10 protein-coding genes are annotated in these 14,904 nt (G+C 42.8%); 2 read left to right on the top strand and 8 right to left on the bottom strand.

What is annotated here, in order from left to right:
* Window positions 1–65 precede the first annotated feature (65 nt).
* Window positions 66–284: a DUF6722 family protein gene (locus KSW37_RS09130; protein WP_118062908.1), complete on the top strand. Its 219-nt coding sequence runs from the start codon at window positions 66–68 to the stop codon at window positions 282–284.
* A 103-nt stretch (window positions 285–387) separates the two neighbouring features.
* Window positions 388–1,116 carry a pyruvate formate-lyase-activating protein gene (gene pflA / locus KSW37_RS09125; protein WP_217314379.1) on the top strand — a complete coding sequence of 243 codons (729 nt, stop codon included), beginning with the start codon at window positions 388–390 and terminating at the stop codon, window positions 1,114–1,116.
* Here pflA and KSW37_RS09120 read toward each other — a convergent pair.
* The 8 genes from KSW37_RS09120 to KSW37_RS09085 all read right to left on the bottom strand — a co-directional run bounded on the left by KSW37_RS09120 (window position 1,113) and on the right by KSW37_RS09085 (window position 13,684).
* The gene (locus tag KSW37_RS09120) at window positions 1,113–1,496 is read right to left on the bottom strand and encodes a response regulator (protein WP_217314380.1); all 384 of its coding nucleotides are present in this window, start codon (window positions 1,494–1,496) and stop codon (window positions 1,113–1,115) included. The two genes, pflA and KSW37_RS09120, sit on opposite strands and share 4 nt — an antisense overlap.
* Before the next feature lie 43 nt (window positions 1,497–1,539).
* Complete coding sequence (locus tag KSW37_RS09115) at window positions 1,540–2,796, bottom strand: nucleotide sugar dehydrogenase (RefSeq protein ID WP_217314381.1); 1,257 nt, start codon at window positions 2,794–2,796, stop codon at window positions 1,540–1,542.
* An 87-nt stretch (window positions 2,797–2,883) separates the two neighbouring features.
* Complete coding sequence (locus KSW37_RS09110; protein ID WP_217314382.1) at window positions 2,884–4,200, bottom strand: glycosyltransferase family 2 protein; 1,317 nt, start codon at window positions 4,198–4,200, stop codon at window positions 2,884–2,886.
* A 26-nt stretch (window positions 4,201–4,226) separates the two neighbouring features.
* Entirely contained in the window at window positions 4,227–5,846 is a 1,620-nt protein-coding gene (locus KSW37_RS09105; RefSeq protein ID WP_217314383.1) for a hypothetical protein, read from the bottom strand.
* A gap of 3 nt (window positions 5,847–5,849) precedes the next feature.
* Entirely contained in the window at window positions 5,850–7,031 is a 1,182-nt protein-coding gene (locus tag KSW37_RS09100; protein WP_217314384.1) for a multidrug transporter, read from the bottom strand.
* An 18-nt stretch (window positions 7,032–7,049) separates the two neighbouring features.
* Window positions 7,050–8,453, bottom strand: a complete 1,404-nt coding sequence (locus tag KSW37_RS09095; RefSeq protein WP_217743443.1) for a hypothetical protein — start codon at window positions 8,451–8,453, stop codon at window positions 7,050–7,052.
* 120 nt (window positions 8,454–8,573) lie between these two features.
* Window positions 8,574–11,072, bottom strand: coding sequence for a hypothetical protein (locus KSW37_RS09090; RefSeq protein WP_217314385.1), 2,499 nt, complete (start codon window positions 11,070–11,072; stop codon window positions 8,574–8,576).
* Window positions 11,073–11,215: 143 nt separating this feature from the next.
* Window positions 11,216–13,684, bottom strand: a complete 2,469-nt coding sequence (locus KSW37_RS09085; protein ID WP_217314386.1) for a hypothetical protein — start codon at window positions 13,682–13,684, stop codon at window positions 11,216–11,218.
* Window positions 13,685–14,904 lie beyond the last annotated feature (1,220 nt).

The raw sequence follows: 14,904 nt of genomic DNA, 5'->3' as shown, positions 1-14,904 counted from the left end.
GGCAATTTTAGCTTATTTAACTGCAAATTTAAACTTGGTATTGAAAAAAGTGCTATCTTTGCGGTATGAAACTAAATAATGAACAAAAGAAAGCCCTTTATGAAGAGGGTTACAAATTCTGTTTTGATGTTGTCAAGCTCATTCTTGGTGGTGTCATTTTTGCAGGAATTATGCAAGATAATATAGATAGAACTAGGTTGTATGCTTGGGGCGTTTTCTTTATGGTCTTGATAGTTGCATTAGGAATGTATTTTATAATAAAGTCTAAAAATAAAAAGAAATAATTATGGATTTAGTTGATTTTTTGGGTGTCGTCACTGCTCTTATAGTCGTTCCTGGGCTTGCTTTTATTCTTTGGGATAATTACCAAGAAAAGAAAGTTGGCGCATGAAGGGATTTGTTCACAGCATAGAGAGCTTTGGTTCTGTAGATGGACCAGGCATCAGATTTTTGATCTTTCTGCAAGGTTGTCCCATGCGCTGCCAGTTCTGCCACAACCCGGATTCCTGGAAGATGGGGGTAGGAGAAGAGTGGAGTGCCGATGACCTGCTGGATAAGGCAGAGAGATTCAAGAGTTATTGGGGAGATAAGGGTGGCATCACCGTAAGCGGCGGAGAAGCCCTGATGCAAATAGACTTTCTCATCGAACTTTTCGAGAAAGCCCATCAGCGTGGCATCAATACCTGTCTTGATACATCAGCGCAACCCTTCCGAAAAGAGGGGGCTTTCTTCGATAAATTCGAGTGTCTGATGGCCGTCACCGATACTGTTCTTCTTGATATCAAGCATATCAACGATGAGGAGCATCGTAAACTCACCCGCCATTCTAATGTAAACATACTGGATTGTGCACGTTATTTAAGCGAGATACACAAACCAGTATGGATTCGTCATGTCCTGATTCCAGGTATTACCGACAAGGATGAATACCTCAATCAGTTGCGCGATTTTCTTTCTACACTCTCAAACATTGAGCAAATAGATGTCTTACCCTATCATACGATGGGTATCTACAAGTATGAGAAACTAGGTATTGCCTACCCGCTGGAAGGCATAAATCCTCCTACTAGTAATCGTATAGCTCATGCAGAAGCAATCTTGCAAGAGGCACTTTAGCCTCTTGCAAGACTGCTTAGATGAGCGTCTAGCGAACTGGTGAGACGGGCTTTGATGATAGGCTTTGTGATGTAGTCGTTTACTCCAAGCTCGTAGCATTCATCCACATTATCCTTGTTGTTTAACAGGGAAACCACGATGATGACCATTTCGCTTTTCGAGTATTTAGAGCGTACATGGTCTATTACGTCCCACCCATTTACATGTGGCATCATCAAGTCGAGCAGTATCACGTCCGGCTTGAATGAGTCAATCAGTTCAATGGCTTCTTTTCCGCCATTGGCAGTTTTCACGTCGATGTCAAAGTCCTTTATCATTTCAGAAATCGTTTCAATGTTTTCTGGAATATCATCGACGATTAGCACTTTGTTCTTTTCCATCTTTCACTGGTTTATTATATAGGTTCTTTCTGATCTTGAAGATCTAGCTTCTTGGCTTGTGAATGCCGTAGATGTCGCACATAAATCCTTTATCTGTGATAATCTTGTTCATATCGATGTTGTCAAACACCTTGTGATGGGTACCGATGACTACAATCTGATACTCTTTTTCTAGAACTTTAGGATCATTTGTCACCTTGATGTTATATTCTTTCTTCACTTCTTCTGTATCTACCAGCGGATCGTAGAGTGTAGTCTTGTATCCCGCACCTACCAGGTTGATGTAGAGATCGGCTACTTTTGTATTTCTCAAGTCATCGCTGTCAGGCTTGAACGAGAAGCCGAGAATCAGCACGTTGGTTTCTGGAGCCTTGAACTTTCTGCTTTCAGATGCATTCTTTATCTTTCCTGCCATCCATACCGCCATCTGCTCGTTAACTTCGCGGGCAGTAGAGAGCAGCGATGGTACTACGTCTACCTCCTGTGCCTTGTTGATCAGATAGTATGGGTCTACTGCGATGCAGTGGCCTCCAACGAGTCCTGGAGTAGCTGGCACGAAGTTCCATTTTGTGCTAGCTGCCGCCGTTACGTCTTCGATGTTGATGTTCATCTTGTCGAAAATCTTTTCCATCTCGTTGAAGAAGGCTATCTGTATGTCTCTCTGGCAGTTCTCCATCAGTTTGCATGCCTCTGCTATTTTGATGCTCTTTGCCTTGTAGGTGCCATGAGTAAGTACTGAAGCATAGAGGCTGTCGATGATAGCTGCTGCTTCGGGTGTAGAACCGCTGGTAACCTTCACGATGTTCTCGATGGTATGAACCGTATCGCCTGGGTTGATGCGTTCTGGCGAGAAGCCTACAAAGAAACTCTGGTTCAATTTCAATCCTGATGTAGATGCCAGTAATGGGGCACAAACCTCTTCTGTCAGACCTGGGTAAACGGTACTTTCGTATACCACGATATCACCTTCTTTCAGAATCTTGCCAACCTCAGCAGTTGCATTGCGCACGCAGCTGATGTCTGGTTTGTTCGATTTGTTCACCGGTGTTGGTACAGCGATGATATACACGTTACACTTCTTCAGGTCATCAATGTTGTTGGTCAGTTTCAGTCCCTGTTCCAATGCCTTGCATACAATTTTGTTGTCTGTCATTGTACTTTTGGCTAACTTGGCTACCTTTTCTGCTTTGATGTCATATCCCCATGTATCGTATTTCTTTGAGAATAAGCATGCTAGTGGAGTACCTACATACCCCAAACCTATTACTCCAATCTTAAACTCAAAAGACTTGTTTATCATATACTATATTGTTTATGTTTTATAATGTTATTTCTTTTATTGGGAGCTCCCTGCTGTGTTTGCGTTACAGCAAGTAACCCGGGTCTTTTAGATTCCTTCGAGCTGAGCATAGCGCGAAGTCTTCTCAGGGTTCCATGCGTCCTTGTAAGAACGGCGGAAGAAGAGCTCTTGCAGATGAGCCGACAGACGGGCGATACGCAGGAAATAACCTGTATAAGGCGACATCAGTGGCAGATATCTGTAGAGGAACCATACGTCTCTCTTTCTTTCTGAAACCATCAGCACCAGGATGAAGGCAAGCTGCGAGAAGCATACTCTGATAAAGTAGCCCAGCGCCAGCACCTCGATGATGTGTGTGTTAAACGTGATGGCGAGCTTGATGATGTACCACAACCACAGGAAATTGAGGAAGCAGTCGAAAACCACACTCTCCATGTTGGATATCCAGTTAAGGATACTCCAATTCTTGGTAGGCAGCAGAATGTCGGCATGCTTGCGGAGACGGAATCTCACGAGCGAGCGCGACCATCTGATGCGCTGATGATACAGCTTGTACCATTTGGTAGGAACATTGGTCATACAGATGGCATCTTCGGCAAATTTCACTTTATATCCGGCTTTGCGGATCTTCTGTGTCAGGTCACCGTCCAGTCCCGGTCCTATGTCCCAATAGCCCACTTCCTTCAGTGTCTTTCTTTCGAAGGCTCCGAATGCTCCCGAAATGATGTGGTAGATACCCAGTTCGCTGGTTACGATACGTCCCACCTGTATTCGCTTCAGGTATTCGAAAGCCTGCAGCGATGAGCAGATGGTCTCCTTGTAGTTGCGTACCTTCACGCATCCGCCTACACCCTTCACCATTCCATCGATGTAGAAGGGGAGTAGGATTTTCTCCAGCGCATCACGGTCGAGCGAAGAGTCGGCATCCAGACATACGATGTATTTGCCTCTTGCCATCTGGGCTCCATAGTTGCTGGCGGCAGCTTTACCGCCTCTTGTATCCAACCTCAGGTAGTGGGTGATATACCCGGCTCGGTAGAGGTCGTTGCAAATCAGTTTGGTGTCGTCGTCGCTACCATCGTCTACCACGATGATTTCGTAGTTGCGGTAGGTTTGCTCAGCCAGCGAGTTCACCATTTTGAATATATGTTTGCCTTCGTTTTTTCCCGGTACGAGGATGCTGATAAGCGGATTCTCGCGGTACAGGAAGTATTTGGCATATTCTTTCTCTTTTTCTAACCGGTTTCTCTTCATCAGTCGGTTTCCGATTACGAGATATTCCAGGATATAATATCTTGGCATCTCGATGAAGAAGAGGAACCAGTAGGTATTCACGATACTGGTAAACGATAGCGTGCTGATCCAGTCGAAGAAATCGTTCAGATGTTCTGCTATGCTAAACATACGCTTTTCCCTTTCTTCTTGATGGCTTATCTCAGCACGGTGAGTGCCAGGAGGGCCATGATTATGAGTATACCTGCGATGGTGACAAGGATGGCAACGAGTTTCTTGTAGAGCACGATGCGCTTCTGTATCTTGTCGTTTTCATCTTCCTTCGGCTCCGTATCGAGCAGCTCTTCCTGCGGCCGCACCTCTTTCTCTTCTTCCTGCATCAGAGGTTCCTCTGAGTAGCGGCAGTAGTCGTCTGGAGTCATATCCACATATTGCAGTTTGTTGAAGAACTCGTCATAGTTGTTGGCGATGGTCTTCGTCTTGGTTTCCAGCATGCTGCAGATAATCTCGTCCGGTTCTATCGAGTTGGCCAGCTTTCTGATGGCTACCGACATCTCCTTGCTCAGTTTCTGCTGGGCTTCTTCCACCGTTTCTCCCTGCTCATAGAGGGTAGAGGATACGTAGAAGATATTGTTGTTGTAAGACACCTTGTGATTGGAGAAGATTCTACAGAGCTTGCCCTGTATGCTTTCCTTTATCTTTACGGTATCCTTGTTTTCATCTATAATCCATATCTTGCCTACCATGACCGAGAGTTCATCCTTGCGGTAGGTTTCCATCAGCTGGCGGCGCAGTCGGTTCATCAGCAGATAATATTCCATGAAGTTATCATAGATGTTCACCATGTTGTTGAACATGATGTTGCCGCTGGTCAGCGTTCTGATTCCTTCTTCCGTTATCTCGTAGTCCTCTACGTCTCGTGGCACCAGGGCATTTACCGGAAAGGTGCTCTGGCAGTAGCAGCAGGTTGACTTGGTGATAGGCGAGGTAAACGAATTCTCGCAGTCTTTGCAGGTATATACCACGGCTGGTCTGTCATAGTCAACACCGATGTGGCGCAGTTTCTTGTGGCACTTCGGACAGATGAGCATACCGCCCACATTATAGCTGCTTTCCGGCGATACGTTGGCGCAGCTGAAGTGGTGGATGATGTTCTGAATCTTCAGGTTCGAACTTCCGCACTTCGGACAGCACTCTGTATAGAGCAGGTGAGAGTGGTTACACTTAGGGCATAGGTGCTCCTTGAGCAGGAAGCGGTGAATGCGCAGTGATCCGAACTCCACCATAGTGTCGATGAACATGAACATCTCGTTGAGATGGAAGAGACCCATACTGTGGTAGTGCTCGAAGATTGGGTTGATATATCCCAAAGATGATTTCTCCAGCAGTCGGTGTCCTATGATTCGCTGGTCTCTTGAGAGCAGGTATTTCAGGATGTTGGCAAAGAGCTGGTTGGGTTGTGTAGGGCGTGCTGTTTCGTTTTTCACGCCATACTTCTGTCTTGCCTGCTTGATTTTGTCTATAATCTCATATACCTTTTCATTGTTCATGTCGCTCACATAGGCATCGATGATATAGTCGATGATCTGTTCCTTTCCTGATACTGCCGTATTGACGAATATCGGTTTGTAGCTACATTTCCACGATAAGATTGGACTGGCTCCATACAGTATGGCATGGAACGCGCGCTCACTCTTCGTATTGATGTATATACAATCGAAGTAGTCGGGCTGGATATCCGGTGTCGAGTCGATATCTATAAAGCTATCGATGGTGAGCACCATGTCTCCACGTTTGTTTCTTCTAAGTCCAATCATTCTTTATTTCTTTTGTTCTTGATGATTATTGGTGTCGCTCGAAATCAGGTTGCTTCGCTTCACGTTTTCGTTCTTGCCCACTGGGACGGTGTACATCGGCAGCGGCTTCGGATCGAGCATGGCACTAATCTTGTTCACTCTTATTCTTACCGGCAGTCTGTTGCTCATTACCCATGCCGGAACTCTCTGGTTCGGGTTCAGGGTGAAGACGGCAACCACTGCGTTGGCATCATGCGAGAAGTTGCTCTGCAGATGCTTTGGTATTTCTTCTACTCTCAGACCTACCATCTGCAACTTAGCCTGCAGTTCCAGGTCTTTGTTGATGATGATGTCTGCATCGTCAGGGCTTTCCATATACTTCACCATGTCGTTGGGTACGTATGCGATTACGCCCAGATGACAGTCAGCATAGTCGGTGTGCTGGATAACCATCACCTCCTCGCTTTTGAACACCAGTGTCTTGTCGCTCACATTGATTTTTGAGATGTAAGCATCAGCTGGTGCACAGCAGTAGTGTATAAGTCCCGGGTTGTAGATGCTGGTGCTGGAGTAAGGCATGGAAGCATTTGCTCTGCCGGCTCCTCTGCGGCTCATGAAGTTATAGGTGGTGTTCTTTGCCTGTGCATAGATTTCCACCTTGTTAGCCTGCTTTCTCAATTCCTCTTCTACCTCGGCAATCTCAGCATCCAGTGCATTTCGCTTGGTGTTGTCGGTAAGACCGTAGTAGATGTCCGAACTTTCAGAGGCTTTCTGTTTCCTCAGTTCGGCAAGGCGGGTGCGCAATACAGGAATCTCCTGCTGTGCGAGTTTAGCCTGTACCTCCATGTCGTGAGTCTCCTTTACGGCAGAAGGCAGGATGTTCGGGTCGTATTGGTTCACAATGTTACCTAGCAGTACATAAGAGTAGAGCGTATCTCCCTTATGCACCACTTCACCCATTTCTTTGTTCACCTTAAGGATATAGATGTCATCAACGGCACTGATATGGTTTTCATCGAGGGTTATATAACCGTCGAAGGTAGCCCATATCATACGAGTGACAATATAGTAGGCGGCAAGCACGATAACCAGCAGGAAGATCAGGGCAAAGATGATCTGCTGTCTGGCTAGGCGGTGACTCTGCGTCTTCAGCAAGTCTGCCATCGCCTGTTCTTGTGGCGTGCCATTATATTGGAATTCATTCATATTCTAGTTTCCTTACATTCAAAGTTCTATTTCTTTGAAGATGTTGTTGTTGTCATAGATGCTCACGGCTTTCTCTATATTGATGATAGCGAGGGCGCGGTTCTGCATCAGTTTATACATTCGCTCCATACTTTCCAGAAGTCCCGTATATTCGTCCATACGCATCAGATAGTTGTATCCCTGCTTCTGGTTCATGTAAGCAAACCGCCGCATTTCGATATATTTGCCGGTCTGGTCTATATGGAAAGCCTCGGTGGCTATAGCCTTGTTCAGGTTGTCTATCTTCTTGAGCAGGATGCCTACCGACTGTTTTATTTCCTTTACATCGGTACCACGGCTGCTGCGTATGATTTCCTTCTGGGTCTCCAGTGCCTGTCGTTTGCGTGGCGTTTCGTTCCAGATAGGAATGGTGAATCTCACGCCCACGTCGGCATTGTTCGAAATCTTGTTGTTGCTCTGCCAGTAACTCGACCATCTTGCGAATGGTGTGAGTCGGGTAGTGCTTAAGTAGTTGGTCAGCTTGCTGTCGTTGTCAGCAATCTGTTCTTTCACCATCATGATTCGTGCATCCAGACTTTCCTGGTTCAGATGGTTCCAGAGGGCTGTTGTATCTACCACAATTTTGGTTGGTTTGATGCGGTAGATAGGCTTGTTGGTGATATCTCTGTCTGTACAGAGCACGGAGATGTCGTATTCAGCCTCCAGCTTATCGTTCATCACTTTCAGCATCTTGTCGTTGCTGATTCGGTCTTTTTCCAGCATAAACTGGTACGCTTCGTTCATGATGTCGAGGTTGTCCAGTCTGTGTGCTATGACAGTACCGATATAGAAATTATATTGTTCGGTCAGCTCATCTGCTGCCTTTTCATAGATGTCTGCAGTTTGGCGCTTTTTTATTTGCAAGCGGTCGAGTTCATTGGCAAGAGCAATCTTGGTTCTTTTCTCCTTGCCTTGGTAGAACTTCGAGTTGATGATGTTCCATCCCAGTTCGGCTTGAACCTTCATCTTATATTTTGATACCTCTTTTGCGTCGTCTTCATCAGAATCGAAGTACGAGTCAGGTCGGGCATAAACCTGTCCGGTCACTTCCAGACCGTTGTGTCTGTTGAGCGCTAAGTGCTCATGTGCAGTTTTCGACCAGAACAGAGAGTCGGTCTTATTGATATCAGCGTGATGCTGTTTATTGAGTCCCAGTTCTATGACTGGTGCTTTTACCCATATAGGGTTTTTGATGAGAGTGTCGAGTTGTGCGAAGCGCTGTTTGAAGTGTCTCAGTACATTATTGTTCTTCAGGTTCTCATATACGAGCATCTTAGGGCTGAAACTTTTCGGCTTTTTGCCTTTCGTCTGAGCCATAGCGCTTTGTGCTGCCATGAGAAGGAGCAGAACAGTAGTTGAGTATAGTATTATTTTTCGCTTCATTCTATTTTTTGTTTAAACACAAAGAATGCAGCTGCAAACTTTTGCAGCTGTATTCCTTTAGTGTTCTTTGTATCTTAAATGTATTATGTCTTTTATCTTTATATAATACATTTGTTATCTTTATTCAGCTTTAAGCTGGTATACCTGCAATCGTTTCTGGCCATAAGCTACGTAGATATAGTCCTTGTAGACAGTGATGTAGTTAGCAGACTTACCTTCGCAAACATGTGCAAGAACCTCTGGATTACCAGCTTCCAATGTACCAGCCTTCAAAACTACCACGCCATATGAGCCATAAGCGATATATACTTTGCCGTCATCTCCAACGAAGCATCCGTTGGCGTAGGCTTTGTAATTGCCGTTTTTGCCATCTTTGCTATTTGTAATAATAGGGCTTGGCATTTGATAGTGACCCAGATTTTCTCCTGTATTCATATCGTAGCAGTAAAGTCCTGCTGCACCAAGGCAAACGTATATCTTGCTCTTTTTAACCGCTATAGCATTCTTGCCATAGTGAGGCAATACTGCTGGAGTCTTGATAGTCAACTTTGGCTCAGATTCCATTTCTGCAGATTGGTCTCTAACTTCCAACTGAGCATTGATGGCTTCTTTTGAAGCTTCTTCAGGATTGTCAGTCTCATTATATTGGGCTTTTTCTGTAAATACTAATGTGACAATCTTACCATCACCAATGGCAACATGCTTTGCTTTGCCAACCTTATTAACCTTTTCTAGTTCGTTGAAAGTTTCAGGGTCGTAAGTAACGTATCCCTTAGTTGTCATAACGATGAATCTGTTCCTTTTGTCATCATAAACAATACAGTTTTCATCCGTAGCTTTCTCTTTTGCGTTCAGCGGGAGAATCTGGAAAGGCTGAATGGTCTTTTCTGAACCGTCTTCTGTAACGATTGTCTTGGAATCTGTGTTGAGTAATCCACCTTTGGCAATGTCGATAAATCCGAGTGTACCAGCTTTTTTGTAATGATTGCCCACTACATATACTTGCTTTTTATCACCCTTGTGATATACCATCAAGTGATTCCAGTCCAAGTAGCCATCCTTGTCGTAAACATACTGCAAAAGTTTTACTTGACGATTCGCATCTACCGGTTGGAATACTTCAACACAAGAACCGAGATCCTTTCCACGTGTGTGGTAAGACATATACATCTTATCGCTATATGGCTGTACACATGTAGCTGATATGTTGTGTGTGTGGTCTGGCTCTATTACGCTGATAGGAACGATTGGCTTTTTCGGTTCTGGGTCAGGATTCGTTGGAGTCCAGCCCTTGCCACCATTACATTCTGTTGCATTAATGGTCACATCCGATGTGTTGTCCTTGTCTGTTGCCCAATAAATACGTGCGCCTGGGAAGTATGGTTCAATCTCAGTTGTTAAATCATCCTTTTTGTAGAACTTACCATCAAGGACAATTTTTGCATAATCACCAGGTGTTCTAAACATAAAGCAATTATACTTTTTGTTTTCAGTCGTGTTGTCTATTGCTGTACCATTGCTGAATGCAAACTTTTTTGCTTTGATAACAGCAACTGCAGGATTTGCTTCTGTATCACCACCCTCTAATGTACTTACATTAGTTTGAGTATTTTTCCAGTCATAATTATCACAATTGTTGTTTTCGAAAACATCACATTCAATATAGCTTTGGTTGGCAAGTCTGATATTGGCTCCAGAACTTTCTATAATCTTGTTGCACTTTATGTATTTTAAGTAAAGTGTACTGCCAGAGTTAATATTTAATTCTCCGCCATCATTCTTGATAGCACAACCGCTATTTACTACAGCACTATTGTTTATATTGATGCTTCCTCCAATGTTTATTGTCTTGTCTACATTGATTACGCCACCAGGAATGCTAAGATAATCATTTTCCTTAACAGTCATGTTGCCTTTAACGTTTAAGTAAGGATAGTTACAGCTGAAATTTGTAGTAGTTAAGTTTCCACCAATATAACATTTTCCCTGTACATTAAATGTCTTTCCTGTTAAATCAAAATCTCCTTTTATGTATAAAGGTTTATTGACTAACAAGGTTGAGCCTTTGAATTTGAATGAACCATAGCAGACAATTTCTGTCATTTGGTTAATGTTATCAAGACTCGTGTCGAATTCTCCACCTTCCAATACAACTACTTTAGCGGTTTGTGTATATGGACCGTTAGACCAAGTAAGGTGAGCTCCTTTTTCTACATATATTGTAGTGTTGTTCAAATTCAAATTACCAGCTATTTCGAAGGACTTGTTCTCAGGAAGATACCATTTTCCATTACTTAAATCATCACTTGTTTTAGCTGTGATATCTTTAGCGTCTGCTTCAATCTCTGCTTTTGTTGGAGCTTTAGGCATTTCAAGGATATCCTTTATTGTATTTGTGTCAAATGCTCTTGTTTTGGTTGTAGAAACAGAATTTTTATAGTTGAAAACTCTACTGGCCAATTCTTGAGCATCTGTGCTAGATGCTACTTCGCTACCGACAATCTTAGTGTTAACTAATGGTGAAGGATTAGTTACTTCATTATTATTGCTATCATTACAAGAAGCGAGGAGCATAGCTGCGAAACTAAAAGTAGCAAGCTTTATATTTATAGCTTTCATGTTATTCTATATTATTCGTTAATACTTTAGTCACTTTTTACGCATACCTTATAATTGTTTAATAGCTAGTTAATTTAGCTTTTATAAGGTTTGTTCTCCCTCACGATAGAGTGAGGGAGAACAAGAGAGATTTTATTTATAACTTAGTTCGTCTTTGTGAGCTTGTAAACCTGGATACGGCTCTGACCGTAAGCAACATAGATGTTACCATCGGCTACTGCTACGTAGTTAGCTGACTTGCCGTTAGATGCCTTGCGGTGGCAAACTTCCTTGCCTGTTGTCTTGTCAAGAACAACAACACCATAGCTACCACATGCAATGTATACATACTTACCATCTACAGCTACACCATTAGCATTACCTTCAGTCTGACCTTGCTTATCTCCAGAAGAGATAGTTGGGCAAGTAAAGAAATCTGTTACAGTATTACCTGAAATCTTAGCAACACCATTCTTACCTTTGCAGACGTAGATATCACCATTAGGTTCGTCAATAGCTATTACCGCCTTGTTACCCTTAGGTGCTACTGCGCCAACTGTGTAAGTTGTTTCAGGATTAGTCATATCAGAACTATTGTATACGTTCAAACTGCCTGTTTCTGTCAATGCATAAATCTTGTTGCCTTCACTGATAACATGCTTGGCTACTGTGCCTGACAGGTAGAGGTCAGCATTATCATCCTTATCGATTACGTAGAATCCCTGGGTTGTTGCCAATACATGGTCTGTACCATATGCTGCAACGCAGTTTGCGTCTACCTTGTCGCTCTTCTTATCAACAGAATGGAGAATCAGGTTGTCGCTAATGCCTGAAGCTGTAATAGCAACTTCACCCATGAAAGCACCTACAGAATGACCACCTTCTACATCTTTACCATTGCCCTGCTGGCTACCTGCGAGGAAGAGCTTGTCGCCTTCAATAATCAGGTGGTTATAGTCGATATCAGCTGCCTTCTTACTCTGTTCGATAGTCAAAGTCTTGCTGCCTTCTGTCATGCTTGCAACCTCGATACTACCACCAACCTTATTGTTTCCGTTAGTATGATATGAAACATACAACTTGTTATTTGCAGGCTGGATACATGTTGCAGACTCACCGTCCTTAGGATCTTCTGCAGAAGCAATCAAGTCAAGTTTCTGAGTTGCAACCAGCTTAGAAGCGTCTCCCGTCCACTTGTAACCGAAGCTTACGTGGTTGTCGTCTTTGTATTCAACCTTCTGGTTCTGGTCTGTCTTATCGTAGTCGATGTATGTAGCCTGAAGAGTCAGGTCATCGAATGAAGACAACTTGGTTTCACCCTTATAGTTGGTTGTGAACTGGAACAGGAAACAAGCGTTGGTACCTGAGGTAGAGAAAGAAAGGATTCTATCTTCACCATTGTTAACGAACTTGTCAGCCTTGATTACAGCAATAGAACTGTCATCAGCCAACTCAACCTGACCCTGAGTGTTGTCTGTAACCAGGTTGTTGACGTTCATTACGCTCTTGTTGGTCAATTTGATTTTGCAATTACCATTCAATTTAAGCGTAGCATCGCCAGGAATGGTATTGCCCTTATCATCTGTAGCCTGGTTCTTTCCGTTCTTCGGATTGTTTGTTACATTGATGTAATTAGCAACAATCTTAGAATCCGCATTAGCATTGAGAGTACCTGTTACCTTTACGGCAGAGTTTGCGCCTGTCTCAAGGTAGCCATTTACAGTCATGTCAGCAGCAGTTGCTCGATTGTCTTTTGTCAAGGTAGTGAAGTCACCTACTCGTACAAAACCATCAACCTTCAAACTTCCATTCAAGTTAAATCCTTTAGAATCGAATACATTTTCTGTGGTGTATACAATTGCACCCTTATTTATGTTCAACTCTGTAGCACGGATAGAACCATTAATGTAAGCTACTGCCTTCTCACCGAAAATAATCTTCTGGGTAGGAGTAATGTGCTTATTCTTATCTTCTGCAGATGTTTCTTTGATAGCTCCAAGACCTGTCATCAAATCTTTACCTGTTGAAGCAGAGGTACCTTTGAAGTTAGCGTAGAATTCACCGTTGATGTTGATTTCGCCAGAAGCAACAACATTGTTTCTTACATCTGTGCAGAATACAGTGTTGGTTGCAGGTACCATTTCTCCAGTACCGGTATATTTCAAAGTTGCACTACCATTCAATACGATGACACTGTTGGTTATCTTGGTAGTGTTGTCGTATTCGAAAGTAGAACCGCTATGTACAAAGATTGTTGCGCCGTTAATAGTCTTTCCTGCGAAGTTCAGACTCTTTTGACCGCTAATCTGGTAACTCTTGCCTACAACTTCGAGGTCGGCAGGATTGTTAAGCTGCTTTGCGTTTTCCTCTACAGGAGCTTTCTTGAGAGTAGGGAATGTAACTCCGTCCTCAGCTCTTGTGCTCAGGAAAAACTTTCTAGCCTTGGCTGTTGAGTTTTTGTAATTGATTACACGGCTGTTGTCTACAGTCTGTGATTTAAGTGTAATGTTGGTAATCTCTGCAGGATTGATTGCTGGTGAACCATCTGCAGGATCACTGTTACTGTCGCTACATGATGCGAATACGAATGCCGCCAAACCGATGGCAGCAAGAGTAGAATTGAATACTTTCATATCTATTTAAGTTTAAATTGTACTTTCAGTTTCTTTAATATCACTTACTTATATTCTTGTCCTCCAGCTCGTTGTTTTTTTGGTAGTTTGACTATCGTTTTGGTAGTTTGACTATCATCATCTTGCGTACACTTACAAGTGGAGCTCTTAGACGCTGCAAATTTAATGTAATTTTTTCATAATCAGTTGATTCTTGCCGTTAAATAAAGTTAATCCGTTGTTTTTCGCTCTGATGGTCACGAGGTTGGCTTGGTGTGGGCGGTAACGAATTGGCTCTTCCACTTGTCAAATGATAACTATTTCTGAAATCAATAACACGAAAATTACTCCGATAGATAGCAGAATATCTCCGAAGAATACGAAAATATCTCCGAAAGATAGCAGAATATCTCCGAAGAATATGAAAATATCTCCGAAAGATAGCAGAATATCTCCGAAGAATAAACCAGGAAAACAAATGTTGGGAATACGATGATGGATATGTGTTGTGGTGACGAGGTGAAGGGTGAAGGGTGAAGGGTATATTTAAAATCTCTATATTATATTCTTTTTTTAGGATTTTTGGAAAAAACAGAAAATCAGAAAAATGAAAAAACGGATTTTTTCCCTTGCCGCGCGTATATATAAAAAAGAGTTTTCAAACCTTCACCCTTCACCTTTTTATTTAACGTTTTATGTGTCAAATAGTTACGGGTGAAGGGTGGTGAAGGGTGTTTTTCGCTTTTTATAAACATATTTTAAGGGTTTTGCCCGTTTTTACATATTTTAAGCGTTTATTTTTGGTTCCGAAAGAGGTGCCATTTTTTTAGGGTCCCATTTTTTCTCTTTTCTTACCGCTGAAATCTTTGAAAAGCGAGTGGGGTAGGTTATCCCGTCTTATGTTGTGTTAAACAATTATCAGATAAAAGAAGTTAACGATACCGAAAAAGGACTGATTTTTAAACAAATATTAACGCAGAAAACTTGAAGTTTCGTATATTAGATTATTCAAGTTTCAGGTAAGTTCAGAAGTTAAAAGGGTTAAAGAAGTTTAAGCGGTTAAAGAAGTTAAAGGGAAGTTAAAGAAGATATCACTCCCTACGGTCGTTCAGTAAACCAGGAAAACAAAGATTTCCGAAACAGAACGGTATTCGGTTTATCAATTATTTGCTGAACTTTCGCATGTGGTTCAAGAACGGGCTGAAGGCCCAAAAGCTCCTAGCCCAGGGCATCGCCCTGGG

This window comes from Segatella copri, assembly GCF_019127135.1.
In the GTDB taxonomy this organism is placed as follows: Bacteria; Bacteroidota; Bacteroidia; order Bacteroidales; family Bacteroidaceae; genus Prevotella.
The sequence above is the reverse complement of the archived record's forward strand: the minus strand, read 5'-3'. Positions and strand labels throughout refer to the sequence as shown.

Bases quoted from the DNA above. Each gene is read 5' to 3' on its own strand.
- KSW37_RS09130 (WP_118062908.1), top strand. From the start codon at position 66: ATGAAACTAAATAATGAACAAAAGAAAGCCCTTTATGAAGAGGGTTAC.
- pflA (WP_217314379.1), top strand. From the start codon at position 388: ATGAAGGGATTTGTTCACAGCATAGAGAGCTTTGGTTCTGTAGATGGA.
- KSW37_RS09120 (WP_217314380.1), bottom strand. From the start codon at position 1,496: ATGGAAAAGAACAAAGTGCTAATCGTCGATGATATTCCAGAAAACATT.
- KSW37_RS09115 (WP_217314381.1), bottom strand. From the start codon at position 2,796: ATGATAAACAAGTCTTTTGAGTTTAAGATTGGAGTAATAGGTTTGGGG.
- KSW37_RS09110 (WP_217314382.1), bottom strand. From the start codon at position 4,200: ATGTTTAGCATAGCAGAACATCTGAACGATTTCTTCGACTGGATCAGC.
- KSW37_RS09105 (WP_217314383.1), bottom strand. From the start codon at position 5,846: ATGATTGGACTTAGAAGAAACAAACGTGGAGACATGGTGCTCACCATC.
- KSW37_RS09100 (WP_217314384.1), bottom strand. From the start codon at position 7,031: ATGAATGAATTCCAATATAATGGCACGCCACAAGAACAGGCGATGGCA.
- KSW37_RS09095 (WP_217743443.1), bottom strand. From the start codon at position 8,453: ATGAAGCGAAAAATAATACTATACTCAACTACTGTTCTGCTCCTTCTC.
- KSW37_RS09090 (WP_217314385.1), bottom strand. From the start codon at position 11,072: ATGAAAGCTATAAATATAAAGCTTGCTACTTTTAGTTTCGCAGCTATG.
- KSW37_RS09085 (WP_217314386.1), bottom strand. From the start codon at position 13,684: ATGAAAGTATTCAATTCTACTCTTGCTGCCATCGGTTTGGCGGCATTC.